Here is a 17,629-nt window from a genome sequence, read left to right as displayed (position 1 = left end):
TCTTTGCGTTTTTTAATCTAGTTGATAATGATTTTCATTTGTATTTTTTCATCGAGGCCGTTAAGATGTCCGTTTAAATAATTGTCTGCCTCATTGCTGTGTTGCTCCATCCCGAAAACTCCAAACTTGTGGTGACCCTGGTGTATCACTACGATGAATTGGTCAATTATGTGAAGCGTCACTTTGGTGACCAGCATTTCGCACAGGATGTGGTGCATGACGTCTGCATAGAGATCATGGAGCGGCCACTGGGCCAGCCGGTGAATACCCCCATGGCCTTTTTGCGTCGGCTTTCCAGAAACCGGGCCATAGACCGTTACCGCCAGCAGCAGACGCAGCAGTCTCACGTGCACAGCATGCAGGACACGCTGGCGCAGACACATGAGGTGGATGGCGAGCGGGTATTGCACTTTGTGCAGCGATTAGAGGCGTTAAAACGCATTATCGAAGCATTACCGCCGCGTCAGCAGCAGGTGTTTCTACTGCACCGATTGCATGAAATGCCACAGCAGGAAATTGCGGATGCACTGGGTATTTCGCGCAATATGGTGACACAGCATTTCACCAAGGCGATGGCGACCATCCAGCGGGCGTGGGGAGCGCAGGCATGAAGATCAGTCGCCATGAAGCCCGTCCGTTGCCGGAGCAGGGGAATGTACCGGATGTGCTCAGCCCTTATACGCAGGCATTACGTAAGCACTTTCCTTCGCGGGAAGACATTCTGCGCGCAGCCCAACAGCAGACCCGGCAACAGCGCCGTTTGAAAAAAATCACTGCTGGTATTGCCGCCATCAGCGTCATTGCACTCAGCTGGTATGTAGACCCGGTATTGCAGCGAGAAGACCTGCATACCATGGTCGGGCAGCAAGCCAGTTATATGTTGAAAGATGGCAGCCGTGTCACGCTTAACACCAATAGTGTATTGCTGGTTGAGCAGCGTCTTTACTCCCGGCAATTACGTTTGCAGCAAGGGGAGGCTTTGTTCAGTGTCGCGCATGCATGGCGACCTTTCACTGTCTATGCACATCAGACCGCTATCCGGGATATTGGCACGGTGTTTAATGTGCGTCATCATGGACAAGGTGCCGTGGTGACGGTGGTTGAGGGTGCGGTAGACGTACGTACGGCCTCCGCGCAACGCCAGATTTTCCAGAACCAGTCTGTGAGCACGCATGCGGCTGACATGTCGACAACACGCCATGCTTCAGCGGCTGCTGCGACTGTTTGGCAGCAAGGGCGGCTGATGTTTGACGGCGATACCCTGGCAGAGGTTGTCAGCGAGTTGCAGCGTTACCATCACGGGCAGATTGAAATTGCAGATGCACGCATTGCCCATTACCGTATGTCAGGCGAGTACGATATCAATGGCATCGATGCATTGATCGATACCTTGCCAGAAATTTTACCGGTACGCATCGCACGGCACGAGGGTGGAACCATCGTGATCCGGCAGCGCTAATCATGGTTGAATCATTTGCCATTTCTACCAGAAAGTGCCTGCCATGGCCTTGCTGAATATACGCTGGCAGCAATTGCACGATGTTTATCGCCAGCATCATGACTGGCTGCAGGGCTGGTTACGCAAAAAAACCGGCAATAGCTGGGATGCGGCAGATATTGCGCACGACACGTTTGTGCGCATCATGCACCACAACAAGCTGGCCCAGCTCGGTACAGAGCCCAGGGCCTTGCTGGTGCATATCGCCAAAGGGCTGGTGATTGACCACTGGCGCCACCAGCAAGTCGAACGCGCGTATCAGGAAACGCTGGCACAATTGCCTCCCGGTTCGTGGCCGTCGGCTGAAGAGCAGCACCTGATTCTGGAGTCGCTGCGGCAAATTGATCGCCTGCTGCAAACCATGCCCGCGCAAACGCGCGCTATCTTCCTGCTGGCGCAACTGGATGGGCTGACTTACCAGCAAATTGCGGATCAACTGGATATGTCACTCATCACTGTCAAACGGCATATGCGTAAAGCCTATCTGGCGTGTTTAAGCCTATGATTTCAAACACCACCCAAACGCTGGATCCACAGGTGCTGACCCAGGCCGTGGACTGGCTGCTTAAATTACAGACGGAGGCGGCAAATCCGGCGACACAGGCGGCGTTTGAACATTGGCAAAGCAGCCATCCACAGCATGCAGAAGCCTGGTCACGACTCACGCAGATAGAGCACACATTTGGACAAGTGCAGCGCAAAGCTCTGGCCAAACAGGTGCTCACGCGCATGGACCATGCGTCACGCAGGCATGCACTCAAAAAGCTGGGCACGCTGGGGCTGATATTACCCAGTGCCTGGCTGGGATATCGCGCCTTGCCTTTAACACGCTGGCAGGCTGAATATCAGACGGCTGTCGGTGAACAAAAGCACCTGCATTTGGGCGATGGCACGCATCTGGTATTGAATACAGACTCTGCCGTGGATATTCAGTATCGCGAGCAACGGCAGATTGTGTTGCATCAAGGTGAGGTTTGGTTGGAAACCGGGCATCAGGACAAGCGCAAATTGGTCGTCATCACGCCGCATGGTGAGCTGGTGCCATTGGGCACACGCTTTAATGTCAAGTTGACTGCTGAGCGTACCATATTGGCGGTGACCGAAGGCGAGGTGCGTATTCAACTCGACAATGGCCAGAGCAGCGTGGTACAGGCCGGGCAGCAACGTGCATTTAATCGCCATGGCTTAGAGCAAACACGTCGTGCTGAGCAACATGTAGGTTATTGGCAGCAGGGCATGTTGCTGGCACAGGAAATGCCGTTAGAAACGTTGCTCAAAGAACTGGCACGTTATCGTCATGGCGTCATTCGTTGTCACCCTGACCTCAGGCAAATGGTTGTGTCTGGTGCGTTTCCTTTAAACGATACTGATGCTGCGCTCGATTTATTACAAAAAACCTTACCGGTACGCGTGCTTATCCCCAGCCGTTACTGGATCATGGTTGAGCCTGCCAATACGGCAGGATAAAAAATGTTGCTCACCCTGATACTTTTTTAGTCTTCATCCGGTGTACATGATGAAGGCCATGACCTGGCCATTTCGTTATTTATACTTAGGGAGCAATCAGGATCATGTCATCCTCAACATTTCAATTCACTCCACTTCAGCGTGCGCTGCGTATTGCGCTCTGTGGCTGGAGCCTTATGCTTGCCGCCAGCCCGACGCCGGCCCTGGCAGACAACGCTAAAGTGACTTCGGAAAAACAACGCTATCAACTGGCGCCAGGCCCATTGGGACATGTGCTGGCAGAGTTTGCCGCATTGACTGGCACCCGTTTATCTTTTGACCCGGCACTGGTAGCCAATATCAAAAGTGACGGCCTGCAAGGCTATTACAGCGTGAATGAAGGCTTTGATGCCTTGCTGAAGGGCAGCGAGTTTACGCTGGAGGACAAGGGCGGCCAGCAATATTCGTTGAAAAGAATGGCTAAAGTCAGTGGCCGAACAGCGCCAACCACCACCAACACAGCATCGATCGATACCTTAAGTGAGGTGGTGGTCAAAGGTGAAAAAATCGAACGCAAACTGAGCGAAACATTCTCTAGCGTGGCCGTGGCAACCGCGCAAGATATACGCACTCATTCTGATCAGTCATTGGCAGATATCATGGCGCGTACGCCTGGGGTGTATACGCAATCGCGTAATGAAACCTGGGGCATCCGTGGGGTGCCGGTGACCGGTTTTGATGACCAGGGGCCGCTCTCGCTTAATAATGCGGTATCGGTGTTTGTCGATGGTGCCTTGCAAACCAGCAGTATGGTGACCATGAGCCCGCTCTCGACCTGGGATATGAAGCAGGTCGAGGTGTACCGTGGCGCACAATCCACCGTGCAAGGCCGCAACGCATTGGCGGGCGCCGTGATTATGCAAACCAATGATCCCGAGTTTAAAAATGCACTGACATTGCAGGGCAATCTTGGCAATTACTACCAGCAGGGTGGGGCGTTGACGGCGAACGCCGAGCTGGTGCCGGATGTGCTGGCGGGCCGTTTTACATTGAATGTGCAAAATGAAGATGGCTATATCAAAAACCGTGTGCTGGATAACAACGCCGACCCGCGCCGGTCTATCAATGCCCGTGGCAAATTGCTGTTACTGGCGGGTGAAAAAACAGAAGCGTTGTTGACGCTATCGCATACGGATTATCACGCCGGTAGCAATGGCGTAACGCAAGTCAATAACCAGCCACAGTACTACCGGCTGGTTCAGAATACAGATGCGTTTGATGCTATACAGCAAAATGAGGCAACCCTGAAGCTGACTTACCAGTTAAGCCAGCCATGGCTATTGACCAGCATCACCTCAGGTACCAATGCCAATTATCAAAGCTTGCTGGACTTTGATCAGGGCGCAGTAGACAGTGAAGAAGCCAATCGTCACCATCAAACCAGGTTATTTAGCCAGGAGTTCCGTGCCACTTACCAAGGGGAAACACTGAAGGCTCATGCAGGTTTCTATTACGGTTCTTCCAGAATCAAGTTTAATGATACCTTGGGTATTGTGGGCTTGGGATCAGTATTGATGGCAGATGGCAGAAGCCAGATACGTAATAAGGCCATTTTTGGCGAGGTCAACTGGGATTTTGACCCGCACTGGCAAGCCATCGCCGGTTTGCGTTATGACCGTGAGAAGAATGAGGCCAAGGTAGATTATGTGCTAGATACCTTCTCGCTATCACCCGTCACAGAAGCCGATGACAAAAAGACTTTTGGCGCCTTACTGCCAAAAGCGGGCATCAACTACATCTGGTCGCCTACCCAGCGAACCGGGTTTATGGTGCAACGTGGCTATCGGGGCGGTGGTATTAATATGCGGGTGCCATCCGATCACCGGCCATATGATGCCGAATTTACTACCACCTATGAATTTTCTTATCGGGGTAGCTGGCCTGAATACGGCCTGAAAACGTTTGCCAACGTGTATTACACCGATTGGAAGGACCAGCAGGTGCGTCAGCGCGATGCATTGAATCGTTTGTATATTTCTAATGCTGCCAGAAGCCGTATGCGCGGCCTGGAGGTCTCCGCTGAGTATGCGATTAATAGTGACTGGCAAATGATTGCTGGCGCCGCCTACAACCACACTGAGTACCTGGACTTTATCAACAGTGATGGCCTCAATATGCGCGGCAAGCAGTTCATTATGGCGCCGAGAACCAAAGTGAATCTTGGGCTGAATTACCATTTGGGCAATCAGTGGTTGTTCAATGTCGATACGGTATACCAGGACAGCAGTCCGTCGGTCTACCTGCTGACGGAAACCCGGCGTAACGACAGTGTGGTGCTGGTCAATGCCAATGCCTCCTATCGCCTGAACCCGCGTACCACAGTCAATGCCTTTGTACGTAACTTGTTTGGTCGCGAATATATCACCAATAATAGTAGTGGCGATGTCATTGATGTCGGCGCACCACGTTTGTTCGGTGTGGCGCTCAAGCTAGAGATTTAATGATCCCTATCTGATCTTCAAGCACCGGCTCGCATACGCCGGTGCTTTTTTATCGGGGACTTATTATTTTTTAGAAAAATATTAAAACAGACCTCAACATCTTTCATCGCTCAAACGACATACCAGTATTACTGATTAATTTAACTGTACTGGATTACACATGCCTCGTTCCCGTTGTTCTGCTTTTATGGCGTTGTTGCTCGCGCAACTGACTTTCCCTGCTCTGGCTGTTGAGCTGAATATTCCATCCCAGCCCCTCGATAAAGCACTTAATGCACTTGCGCACCAGACCGGGGAACGTATTATTTTTTCGACCGGTATTACCGATAAGAAAACCTCATCGACCCTGAAAGGGGATTACACCACGCGCCAGGCATTGGAAAAATTGCTGGCCGGCAGTGGGTTGATGATCAAGCCAACCTCCACTGGCGGCTATGCCATTACCGAGGTGCCGCCAAAGTCCGAAAGTAAAGTGGACCCACAAACGTTGCCTGAAGTGAATGTGTCAAGCCAGCGTGTTGAGGAAACCGCCTATGGACCAGTCAAGGGCTATGTGGCTAAACGCAGTGCGACAGGTAGCAAAACGGACACGCCATTGGCCGAGGTGCCGCAATCGATCTCAGTGGTCACCCGCGATGAGATGAATGCCAGAAACGTGCAGACTTTAACCGAGGCTGTGGCATATACCCCGGGTGTGCGGGTCGGTGCGTTTGGTTTTGACCCGCGCTTTGATTCCTTTAGTATTCGCGGTTTTGATATGACTTATACCGGGGTTTATCGCGACGGGCTGCGTCAGCTCAGCAGCAATTTTGCGCTGTATAAAGAAGAACCTTATTCTGCGGAGCGGATTGATATCCTGAAAGGCCCGAGCTCGGTGTTATACGGCCAGGCCGAGCCCAGCGGGCTGGTGAATATTGTGAGCAAACGTCCGCAGTTTGAAGCCAGGCACCAGGCTGATATCCAGTTAGGCAACTATGACAGGCAACAGGTGCGCTTTGATACGACTGGCGCGTTGGATGCTGACAATACCCTGGCTTATCGCCTGACCGGTTTGTATCGTGATAGCGATAGCCCGGTCAAAGGCGGGCATGATGACCGGACGTATATCGCACCGGCTTTCACCTGGCAGCCCAATGAAAAAACTACATTGACGGTATTGACGCATTACCAGAAAGATACGACGGTTGGTAACTCGTCCTATTTTAATGACACTAACGGGCGTGTGGTGAGAAGCTTGCCAAGCGGCGATCCGGCGTTTCAGGATTTCACTCAGGAACAATACCAGATAGGCTATTTATTTGAGCACTTGCTGAATGAACATTGGACCTTGCGCCAGAATGTGCGTACCGGGCGGGTGGATGCGGATGCCCGCTATACGCAGATTGACAGTGTCAGTGGCAATATCGCCAGCCGCAGTACCGGGCGGTTGGTCGAGCGCTTGCATACTTATGCCATTGATAACCAGGCACAGTGGCAAGGCAATACCGGCAGTGTGCAGCATACGGTCTTGTTTGGCCTGGATTGGACCAAGTCTCTCAACAACGGCAAGATGGGGTTTGGTGCAGCACCTGATCTTGATGTAAGCACACACAACTATGGTACACAGCCTATCAGTAGCCCAGTGCTGGATCAGCCTTATGAATATGGCATGCACCAGACCGGCATATACGCTCAGGAACAACTCAAGTGGCAGCAATGGATACTGACCATAGGTGGTCGCCGCGACTGGGCAGAAACCGCACAGAAAACACTGACAGACGATGATGATGGCAACTTTAAGAAGTTTACCGGCCGGGTTGGCCTGAGCTATCAGCTGGAGCATGGCGTGATGCCGTATATCAGTTATGCGACCTCTTTTGTACCAGTGGTGGGCCGCAACGCTGCCGGGGGCTTTTTCAAGCCAACGACGGGCAAGCAGGTCGAGGCCGGGGTGAAGTTCAAGCCAGAAGACCTCAACCTGATGTTGACGGCATCGGTGTTTCAAATTACCCAGCAAAATGTGGTGATTGCCAGCGGGCCAGCCAGCCAGACCCAGGCGGGAGAAGTACGTTCACGCGGCTTTGAAGTGGAAGCGAAAGCCAGCCTGGATTCTGGTGTCAACGTGACAGCTGCTTATACCTATTTGATGCCTAAACTGACCAGCCGCCAGGACGAGAACTATGACAACCTGCTGTCTGGTCAGCCTAAAAATAACCTGTCATTGTGGGCGGACTATACCTTGCCTTCGGGTAGCCTGCAGGGCTTAGGTATTGGCGCAGGTGTGCGTCATATGGGGGGTAGCTATGGGGATGATGCCAACAGCTTTAGCAATAATAGTGCGACCGTGTTTGATATGACCACGCACTACCAAATTGACGAGCACTGGCGCTTAGCAGTCAATGCCACCAACCTGGCAGATAACCGCTATACGATTTGTACCCAGGGCTATTGCTATCTGGCACAACCACGGACGGTCATTGGCACCCTGGGCTATACCTGGTAGCCGATGCATGAGTGAAAGCGGGCAAGTGCCACTTTCACTCGTCCGCGGCTATTGAAGTCCCGCATCCGCCGCACGCTGAGTTGCGTGAATAAAGTGATAAATGTTAAGATGAGAATAGTTATCATTACCTTATTGCAATTTGTCACCTCCAATGGCGCCTGTTTCTGGTCAAAATTCAAATACGCATTTACTGAGCGCGCCAACGGGCGATGTGCCAAATCAGTCTTTGCTGACGTTGGCATTAGTCAAGCATTACGACCATTTGGTTGAGTATGTACGCCGCCGTTTTGGCAACCATGGTTTTGCCCAAGATGTGGTACAGGATGTATGTGTACATGTGATGGAACGCACGCCAAAAGAGCCGGTGCGTATTCCCTTGGCGTTATTAAAACGTATTTCGCACGACATTGCCGTTGATCGTTGCCGTGCAGAAGACTCCCGCCATGCTTATGTGCAATCGCAAGAGGTGCTGCCAGAGGTTGCTTCAAATGCGCCCTGTGCCTCACGTATTTTAAGTGCAAAGCAAGAGCTGCAACTACTGGCGGAGGCGATCAATGCCTTGCCAGAACGCTGTAGACTGGTGTTTATCATGCATAAGATTCACGAATTGCCGCAAGCTGAAGTTGCAAGCCGGCTCAATATTTCCACTAAAATGGTTGAGAAGCATTTACGTGCGGGTATGCTTGCCTGCCGCACCAGGCTTAGTCGCTTCAACGCTTTGTAAGGCTCAACCGCATGCAAAAGAAAACGTCCACACCTGCAGAGTTTTTGAATGAAGATGACGCGATTGCAGCCAATCGTGCGCAGTTGCAGCAGTTATTCCCGTTGCCCGACGAGGCCCTTTATCAGGCCGAGAAAAACACCTCGGCCCTCAAGCGCAACGTGAAAAAGGCCTTGCCAGTGTTCGGCTTTGTCTTCGCGGTATTCTCTTTACTGCTCTGGCTAAACCCTGCCTATAAAACTGAAACAATCGCCTCTGCCATTGGCGAGCAAAAAACGCTGACATTGGCGGACCATAGCCATTTAACGCTGGATACCAATACGCAATTGCAAGTGCATTGGCATTTGCGGTCAAGACAAGTTGTTTTAACGTCTGGTCGCGTGATGTTTCATGTGGCGCATCAGGTGTATCGCCCTTTTTACGTTAAGGCTGGTGTGACACGCATCAAGGTGATCGGCACTATTTTTGATGTATTACTGCAAGGCGACCAGGCGACCGTGACGGTGTTGCGCGGTAAGGTGCAGGTGCGCAGATATCACAATGCCTACACGCAATATCAGGAAGTCTATCTGACAAAAGACCAGCAAACGCAATCTTACCCAGCCCGTCCTCTGTCTGTCCAAACGGTGGATACTAAAACGCAGACAGCCTGGAAAGACGGAAAAATCATATTTGAACGCACGCCATTGCGTCAGGCGCTGGCAGAAATGCAGCGCTATGAAACCAGGCCGGTGGTACTGGCGGATGCGCAATTAGCCAATTTGAAAATCTCTGGTACGTTTAATACAAAGTCTACCGATGATGTGATCAAGCTGCTGCCGCAGATCTTGCCGGTGAAGGTTATTCACCATGCCGATGGCGCCATTTATATTCATACGAAATAATTTTTAATTTATTTTTGAAAATGAAGGTAGGGTTGGAGCCCTGCTGATACGGCTACTCTTTGAAGCAATTTCATACTGAAATATTTTTCTAAAAGAGAGCTAAATTGAACACCGCGTTATTACATCGTCCACAAGAACATCCAACATTATCGACGCTTAAGCGTTTACGCATTCCCGCACTGATTGCCTGCATGTGCCTGGCGTTCTCAGCACAAGCAGAATCCAAACGCGCAATAGAGATCAAACGTGCACCGCTAGACAAAGCGCTGAATAGCCTGGCGAGCCAGGCTGGCGTACAAATATTGTTCGCCAGTGATGTGGTGGCCAATCATCAATCCACCGCGTTGAAAGGCAACCTGAGTGCAAAACAGGCATTGAGTCAGATGCTGGAAGGCACCAATCTGGTGGCTAAAGAGCAGGCGGATGGCACATTTATCATTGTGAAAGCGCCCGAAGTCAAAACGCAAGTGTCGCCGGAACAGACGTTGCCAGAAGTCGTGGTCATGTCGGAAACGGAAAAAGAAACCGCTACCAGCCATGTGAATGGCTATGTGGCAAAACGTAGTGCGACCAGTTCGAAAATGGATTTGCCTATCCTTGAAACGGCGAGGTCGATTTCCGTGGTGACTTCAGATCAGGTGGAAGCACAGCAACCACGTTCGATTACTGAAGCGCTATCCTATACCGCAGGTGTCACCACGCCAGGTTCGGCCTTTTCTGTGACAGACGCCAATATTTTCCTGCGCGGTTTTTCGCTATATACCAACGGTACGATTTATGCCGATGGTTCGCTGATGGGTTCACGGTCTAACTACAACAGAACTGCGGCGGAGCCCTATGGTCTGGAGCGTATTGAAGTGTTGCGTGGCCCAGCCTCTGTTACCTATGGTAGAAACGAACCTGGTGGCATGGTGAATCTGGTTAGCAAGATGCCTTCAGTGACGCCGATACATGAAGTACAGGTGCAAGCTGGTAGCTTTGACCGCAAGCAATTCGCGCTTGACCTTAGCGACAGGATTGACGATGAAGGGGTGTGGAGTTATCGCCTTACGGCACTTGAGCGTAAAAGTGACTCGCAGGTAGAGCATGCTCAGGATAATCGTACGTATATTGCCCCGGCACTGACCTGGCAGCCATCGGACAAGACCAAGGTCACCCTCTTAAGCAAATATCAAAAAAATGAGGGTTTATCTAATAACACACTGCCCGCGGTTGGGACGGTGTTTAACAACCCGAACGGCAATATCCCCGTCAGCCGTAACTCAGGCAATCTCAAGCAAAACCACGAAAGTTATGAAAGTACCTCCATTGGTTATATCTGGGATCAACAACTCGCGGATAACTGGGGCTTCCGCCAGAATACGCGCTATACCGACTTTGATGGTTCCAGATACTCGATCCGCGTGGATGGTTATGTGCCCGGGCAGTTACGTGTAATTGAGCGTCGCCAATGGCAGATTCCAGTCATCACTGGCAGCCTGTTCACGATGGATAATCAGGTACATGGCAAGTTTGCCCTGGCTGGGATGGAACATACCTTGTTGCTGGGCACAGACTACCACACGGGCAATGCCACCATTAAACGTTTAAACAGCACCACCACAGACCTGGATTTATATGATCCTGTGTACGGTTCTCTGGCGGTGGGCCCATATACCGGTGTGACTAAAGATACGGATAGCCAGACCGGTATTTACTTGCAGGACAGTATCAAAATCACACCGAAATGGATTGCCTCTGCAGGCATACGCCGTGACCACGCAAAAGTGAGTAGCAAGGATTATCTGGCAGACACCTCGCAATCTAATCAATATCATGCGACGACAGGCTCCGCAGGTTTGTTGTATCTCACCGATATGGGCGTGGCACCGTATGTGAGTTATGCCGAGTCATTCGCCCCTGAAGGCGGCGCTAATTTTGCCGGTGAGTTATTTAAGCCACAAGAAGGCAAGCAGGTTGAAGTCGGTGTGAAATATGAACCCAAAGGCTATAACGCGTTATTTACCGCTGCCGTGTATGACTTGAAGAAGTCCAATGTGCCGACGACGGATGTTGCGCATCCAGATTTCAGTATTGCGCGTGGTGAAATTGCATCACGCGGACTGGAACTGGAAGCCAGGGCAGGTATTACTTCAAATCTCAACCTGATCGCCAGCTATACCTATACTGATATTAAAGTGACCAAGAGTAATGATGCTGACCGTGGCATGCATATCCCTGGCGTGCCAAGAAATATGGCTTCTGTCTGGGCGGATTACAAAATGACTGGGGCGTTCTCAGGCCTGAAACTGGCCGGTGGTTTGCGTATGCTGGGTGAAACCTACGGTGATTATGTCGAGTCGTTCAAAGTGCCTGGCTACACCTTGGTCGATATGAGTGCACGTTATGACTTGTCTAAAGCGAACGCTTCGCTCAAGGGGGCAGAGCTGGCTGTGAGCGCCAAAAACTTAATGGATAAGCGTTATGCCATCTGTGATGACATCACTTCTTGTGAATACGGTTCACGCAGGACGGTATTGGGAACGATGACTTACCGCTGGTAATTGATGGCTTCTTGAACTGCACACCATGCCACTCAGGTAAGTGGCATGGTACCTGTTTTTGTGAACTGGATATGCTTGATGGGGCGTGCTTAATGCGTCAAACATTTGTTGTGCTGCATCGTTATGTTGGCTTGGTGATGGCGCTGTTCTTGGTTGTGGCTGGCTTTACCGGCATGTTTATCGCTTTTTACGATGAACTGGATGCGTGTATTCACCCGGAGGTGATGCGCGTCGTACCGCCCGCCAACCAGGCCATGCTAAGCCCGGTCGCATTAACGGCATTAGTGCTCAGGCAATATCCTGACGCAATGATTACCAGGATAGATTTAAATCAGGTCGCGGATAAATCCAGGCGTTTCCGTTTACAGCCACGCCCCGGTCTGCCTGAGAGCGCTGTGATCAACAACGAAGTATTCGTGAATCCTTATACCGGTCAAATCCTCGGTGAACGTAAATGGGGCGATATTACGCAGGGCACGATTAATTTATTGCCTTTTATTTACCGCCTGCATTTTTCACTGGCGTTAGGCAGTGTGGGCGATTATCTATTTGGGATTGTGGCGTTATTGTGGACGCTGGATTGTTTTGTCGGCGCGTACTTAACGTTTCCGGCACCACAGCGCACGTCAAACATCAGGAATAAGCCTAAAGAGCAGCATTGGCTCAGACGCTGGTGGAAAGCATGGAAAATTCGCTGGCATGGCGGCTCAGCCAAGCGGAATTTTGACCTGCACAGGGCAGGTGGCTTATGGGTATGGGCCATGTTGTTTGTCTTTGCCTGGTCCAGCGTGGCGTTTAATTTACGTGAGGTGTACACGCCGGTGATGGACACTCTGTTTGCCCGGCAAAGTTTTGATGAAAAAATCCCTACACTGACTCAACCTTTGACCAGCCCTCAGTTGGATGTGAGTGCCGCCTTGGGTACAGGCCGCCAGTTGATACAACAAGCCAGTCACGATGATGCATTCACGATTCATCATGAAGCCAAAATTTATTATGATGCGAGCAAAGGCACTTATACCTATGTCGTGAATTCAAGCCGGGATATTTCTGAAAAAACCGCAGATACCGCAGTGATATTCAACGCCAACAGTGGCCAGCAATTGGCTATCTATCTACCGACTGGTGAAGCAGCGGGCGATACCATCACGCAATGGCTGCTGGCGTTGCATACTGCCCAAGTATGGGGACTGCCCATGCAGATATTTGTCTGTGCCATGGGCTTGGGCGTGGTTGGTTTAACCGTGACGGGAGTGCTCATTTGGCTGAAAAAACGACGCTCCCGCAAACTTGCTCATCAGCTTAAGGGTTCCCGTCGCTAGCAAATGACTCAGTTTCATACCGGTTGTTTTTTGTCTCCGGCGCAGAGGCTTATGCAAACACATTGTTAATGGTAAAATAAGAATCATTATCATTAAAAATCTAGAGTCTGGCCTGTATGTCGGCAAACGAATATCCTTTGCAACAAACATTGACTGCACTGTATACAGAACACCATTCCTGGTTACGCGGCTGGCTGCGGGGTAAGTTGGGTTGCAGCGAGAAAGCGGCGGATCTGGCACAGGATACCTTTCTACGTATCCTGGCTGCTCGCCGTGCCCTGAGCGCGCTGGAACAACCCAGAGCCTATCTGACCTCCATTGCCAAGCATTTGCTGATTGACCACTGGCGCCGGCAAGATATTGAACGTGCCTGGCTGGAAACACTGTCCACCTTGCCCGAGTCTTACGTGCCTTCTCCCGAAGAGCATGTCCTGGTATTGGAAGCCCTGTTCCGGGTGGATCTGTTACTGGACAAACTCAAGCCCAAGGTACGTGAAGCTTTTCTGCTGTCGCAACTGGATGGACTGACTTATTGCCAGATTGGTGAACAATTGGGCGTCGGCGAGCGTATGGTTAAAAAATATATGGCACAGGCCATGGTGGCGTGTCTGCAGGTAGAGTATGAGTAGTCTGGCACCCGAATCGCAGGATGAACAAGCCGTTATTGCGGAGGCCGCGGAATGGTTTGCGCTGTTGCAAGATGAACACAGCAACGAGCAGGATCGTCAGCGCTGGCAGGTCTGGCTGGCGGCACATCCTGTGCACGCACGGGTATGGCAGCGGGTGGAGGCGATTAGCCAGCCATTCCGGCAACTGGTGGAATCACTGCCTGTCCAGGCTGGTCATGACACGCTAGCGCAAGCACGCTTAGCCAGCCGGCGCCGGGCGTTGCGCCTGCTGGGCATGGGTGCCGTGTTGGTTGGGGCTGGCGGGCTGTTACGGCAGATGTTGCCGTGGCAGGCTTGGCAATATGAATATGCCATTGCACATGCCGGTTACCGCACCGGGGTCGGGCAACGTCAACGGTTTACTCTCGCCGATGGGACCGTACTGATCCTGAATACCAATACCGCTGTCGATGTTGTGTATGGACAGCAGTTACGCCGCATCGTCCTGCATCGGGGGGAGATTCTGGTGACATCTGCCCATGATCAATACGCCCGGCCATTGGTGGTGGATACTTCAACGGCTCGCGTAACGGCACTGGGCACACGATTTACTGTCCGCAGTGATTTACACGGCGGACACGTGGCCGTGTTTGAAGGCGCGGTGCAGGTAACGCCACATGCCGCAGTGGCCGTACGCGTTGCAGCGGGCCAGCAAGCTCGGTTTAATGCCAATACCGTGGTGGCAGATGGTGCTGCTGACATGGCACGTGAAGCCTGGTCACAAGGCAAGATTGTTGCCGATAATATTGCGCTGAGTGATTTTGTCAATGAACTGGTGCGTTATACCACCGTAAACATCAGTGTGAGTCCGCAGGTCGCTGCTTTGCGGCTGGTGGGTGTGTACTCGATAACCACGCCTGCGCGCGATATCCCCCTGATTCTGGCTAATCTTGAAAATGCACTGCCTGTACGTGTGCAGCAGACCACAGGCGCAAACATGATCATTATTTCTCGTTAAAAACAGTTCCCCTTTTTGCAAGTTGTTCGGCATACCAGTTGAAACTATCTGATATGACTTGAATCTGGAGCCTGATTTTATGCAGAACCCCCTTTTATTTCCGCGTCGCATGATGATCACGGCAGTGCACTTTGCATTGCTGGCGACGGCTGGCAGCCTCACTATTGCTACGCCTGTGGCACACGCCCAAACGCTAGAAGCGCAATACAATTTTGATATCGCGGCAGGCCCGCTGTCTACGGCATTGACCCAAATTGCGTTGCAAACCGGGGCAAATCTGACAGCCAATGCTGCGTTGACCAATGGTAAAAAGATTTCCGCACTCAAAGGAAGCATGACACTGAGCCATGCGCTGGAAAAAATATTGTCAGGCACTGGCCTGCAGGCGGTGCAACTGGGTAATGGCTATGTTTTACGTGCGACACCGGCGGCCTCACCTGTGGTCAAAGAAGAGACGGATGTCTTGCCTGAAGTTAATGTGACAGCGCTGGGCTATAAAGAAAATGCATATGGACCCGTGAACGGGTATGTGGCCAAACGTACGGCCACGGCGACCAAAACCGATACTCCTATTATCGAAACGCCGCAGTCTATCTCAGTGATTACTGCGGACCAAATCACTGATCAAAAAGTGATGTCCATTCAGGAAGCCCTGCGCTATAGCACCGGTGTTGCTGCCGATCAGTACGGGATGGATTCGCGCTCGGATGGATATGCCATTCGTGGGATGGAGGCTGTGCAGTACCTGGATGGCCTGCGCCAGATTAATACTTATTATTCAGAAACGATCCGGCCAGACCCGTTCATGATGGAGCGCATTGAGGTGTTGCGCGGTCCGGCATCAACTTTATACGGTCAAGGCGGTGTCGGCGGCATTGTCAACCTGGTCAGTAAACGGCCACTGACTGAAGCGCGCCGCGAAATTGGCGTCTCTTTGGGTAACTATGATTTCAAGCAAATCCAGGCAGATTTTACTGGGCCGGTTGCCGATAGCGATACGCTGTTTTACCGCTTGGTCATGGTTGGCAAGGACACGGATACGCAAGTCGATCATGCTTATCAAAAACGTACATTGTTTGCGCCATCTTTGACCTGGAAGCCTAGCGATAAAACGAGCCTGACTTTAATTGCCCGCTATCAGCTGGATGACTCACTGCCCACGCCGCAGTTCCTGCCTGTGTATGGCGTCCTCAAACCTAACCCCAATGGCCGCATTCCTTACGATAACTACCTGGGGGAGCCTGGTTTCGACAAGTACATCAGTGAATCTACCCATCTTGGCTGGATTTTTGATCATCAGTTGAATGATACCTGGTCGGTGCGGCAGAACTTCCGTTGGACCAAAAGCCGTAATAATTACAGCTCACTGTATGTGAATTCATTTACGTTTGATCCAAGTGTGAATCCATTCCCAACAGCAGGCCAGAATGTTTTGCCTCGCTATTACGATGTATCAAAAACGCATTCCTTTACATTGAATGTCGATACCAATGCCAAAGCGCACTTTGATCTGGGGAGTACGCTGCATACCGTGTTAATTGGCCTGGATTATGCGCGATTCCGCAAAACGGGCGTGGCAGGCTATGACGATGGTACCGGTAATCTGATTGATATTTACAACCCTGTCTACGGCAATATTGATTCGGTGGCGACATTGTCGGCATTACCAGAAACACGTGTGATGCAAACAGGCCTGTATTTGCAGGATCAAATCAAGTTTGACCAGCACTGGGTGCTGACGGCCGGTATCCGTCGTGACAAAGCTGAAAACCGCAGTGAAGGTTCTGTCCCGCAGGAAAGCTACAAAACCACGCAGCGTTATGGCCTGAACTACCTGTTTGATAATGGCTGGTCGCCTTATGTGAGTTATGCTGAGTCCTTCCTGCCACTGACTAATTTGTCAGTGAATGGCGGTTATTTAAAACCACAGGAAGGCAAACAGTGGGAGGCCGGCTTGAAATACATGCCTGCAAACTCGCCGACGCGTTTCACTATTGCCGCCTATCATTTGGCTGACGAGAACCGCCCGATTTATGTCATGAGTAATCTCTACACGCAAAAGGGCAGGATTGTGTCGCGCGGTATCGAAATGGAAGGCGCAACCAGCTTTGGTGACCGTTGGGACGTCCTGGCTTCCTGGAGCTACACAGATGCCAAGTATGACATCACTGATAATCCAGCAGAAAAAGGGCAGCAGGTTGAAACCATTCCTAAATACCTGGCTTCCGGCTGGCTGACAAAACGCTTTTCTATCGGGGATGTGAGTGGGTTCCGTGCCGGTTTTGGGGTGCGCTATATTGGTGAGTCCTGGAACTCTACCCATATTGTTAAAACGCCAGACGTGACTTTGTTTGACGCCATGATAGGCCTGGATTATGGCAATTGGCGCTATGCACTGAATGCCAGCAATCTTGCAGATAAAGAGTATGTGTCTACTTGTATTACGCGTGGCGATTGCTGGATTGGTGCTCGCCGTGCGGCCATTGCCAGTGCAACTTATAGCTGGTAACTACCAACTAGTAATTGCTGGTTTGATGAGTGAATATTGTTTGGCAGACATATCATGCCAAACAATATTCGCGACTAGCACAGGCAGGCATTGCTGC

13 protein-coding genes are annotated in these 17,629 nt (G+C 51.3%); all 13 read left to right on the top strand.

Features of this window, described 5'->3' with window-relative positions; translation table 11 throughout:
• The first annotated feature begins 98 nt into the window (after positions 1–98).
• The 13 genes from MET42_RS14420 to MET42_RS0110250 all read left to right on the top strand — a co-directional run bounded on the left by MET42_RS14420 (position 99) and on the right by MET42_RS0110250 (position 17,532).
• A complete protein-coding gene (locus MET42_RS14420) occupies positions 99–611 on the top strand; it encodes an RNA polymerase sigma factor (protein ID WP_198289754.1) in 513 nt (170 codons plus the stop codon).
• Positions 608–1,459, top strand: a complete 852-nt coding sequence (locus tag MET42_RS0110305) for a FecR family protein (RefSeq protein WP_019882871.1) — start codon at positions 608–610, stop codon at positions 1,457–1,459. The genes MET42_RS14420 and MET42_RS0110305 overlap by 4 nt, the downstream gene beginning before the upstream one ends.
• A 43-nt stretch (positions 1,460–1,502) precedes the next feature.
• Positions 1,503–2,003: a sigma-70 family RNA polymerase sigma factor gene (locus MET42_RS0110300; protein ID WP_019882870.1), complete on the top strand. Its 501-nt coding sequence runs from the start codon at positions 1,503–1,505 to the stop codon at positions 2,001–2,003.
• Positions 2,000–2,965: a FecR domain-containing protein gene (locus MET42_RS0110295; protein WP_019882869.1), complete on the top strand. Its 966-nt coding sequence runs from the start codon at positions 2,000–2,002 to the stop codon at positions 2,963–2,965. The genes MET42_RS0110300 and MET42_RS0110295 overlap by 4 nt, the downstream gene beginning before the upstream one ends.
• 104 nt (positions 2,966–3,069) lie before the next feature.
• Entirely contained in the window at positions 3,070–5,445 is a 2,376-nt protein-coding gene (locus MET42_RS0110290; RefSeq protein WP_232411478.1) for a TonB-dependent receptor, read from the top strand.
• 160 nt (positions 5,446–5,605) lie between these two features.
• Complete coding sequence (locus tag MET42_RS0110285; protein WP_232411476.1) at positions 5,606–7,927, top strand: TonB-dependent siderophore receptor; 2,322 nt, start codon at positions 5,606–5,608, stop codon at positions 7,925–7,927.
• A 211-nt stretch (positions 7,928–8,138) separates the two neighbouring features.
• Positions 8,139–8,651, top strand: coding sequence for an RNA polymerase sigma factor (locus tag MET42_RS0110280; protein WP_029512402.1), 513 nt, complete (start codon positions 8,139–8,141; stop codon positions 8,649–8,651).
• A gap of 11 nt (positions 8,652–8,662) precedes the next feature.
• The gene (locus tag MET42_RS0110275; RefSeq protein WP_019882865.1) at positions 8,663–9,532 is read left to right on the top strand and encodes a FecR family protein; all 870 of its coding nucleotides are present in this window, start codon (positions 8,663–8,665) and stop codon (positions 9,530–9,532) included.
• 104 nt (positions 9,533–9,636) lie between these two features.
• Positions 9,637–12,075 carry a TonB-dependent siderophore receptor gene (locus tag MET42_RS0110270; protein ID WP_019882864.1) on the top strand — a complete coding sequence of 813 codons (2,439 nt, stop codon included), beginning with the start codon at positions 9,637–9,639 and terminating at the stop codon, positions 12,073–12,075.
• 92 nt (positions 12,076–12,167) lie between these two features.
• Positions 12,168–13,397, top strand: a complete 1,230-nt coding sequence (locus tag MET42_RS0110265) for a PepSY domain-containing protein (RefSeq protein WP_019882863.1) — start codon at positions 12,168–12,170, stop codon at positions 13,395–13,397.
• A gap of 116 nt (positions 13,398–13,513) precedes the next feature.
• Positions 13,514–14,026: a sigma-70 family RNA polymerase sigma factor gene (locus MET42_RS0110260; RefSeq protein WP_019882862.1), complete on the top strand. Its 513-nt coding sequence runs from the start codon at positions 13,514–13,516 to the stop codon at positions 14,024–14,026.
• Complete coding sequence (locus MET42_RS0110255) at positions 14,019–15,023, top strand: FecR domain-containing protein (RefSeq protein WP_019882861.1); 1,005 nt, start codon at positions 14,019–14,021, stop codon at positions 15,021–15,023. The genes MET42_RS0110260 and MET42_RS0110255 overlap by 8 nt, the downstream gene beginning before the upstream one ends.
• Positions 15,024–15,102: 79 nt before the next feature.
• Positions 15,103–17,532, top strand: a complete 2,430-nt coding sequence (locus MET42_RS0110250) for a TonB-dependent siderophore receptor (protein ID WP_019882860.1) — start codon at positions 15,103–15,105, stop codon at positions 17,530–17,532.
• The last annotated feature ends 97 nt before the right edge of the window (positions 17,533–17,629 follow it).

The organism is Methylophilus sp. 42, from assembly GCF_000384155.1.
Classification (GTDB): Bacteria; Pseudomonadota; Gammaproteobacteria; order Burkholderiales; family Methylophilaceae; genus Methylophilus.
Note: the sequence above shows the minus strand (reverse complement) of the source record. Positions and strands in the feature narration are given on the sequence as shown.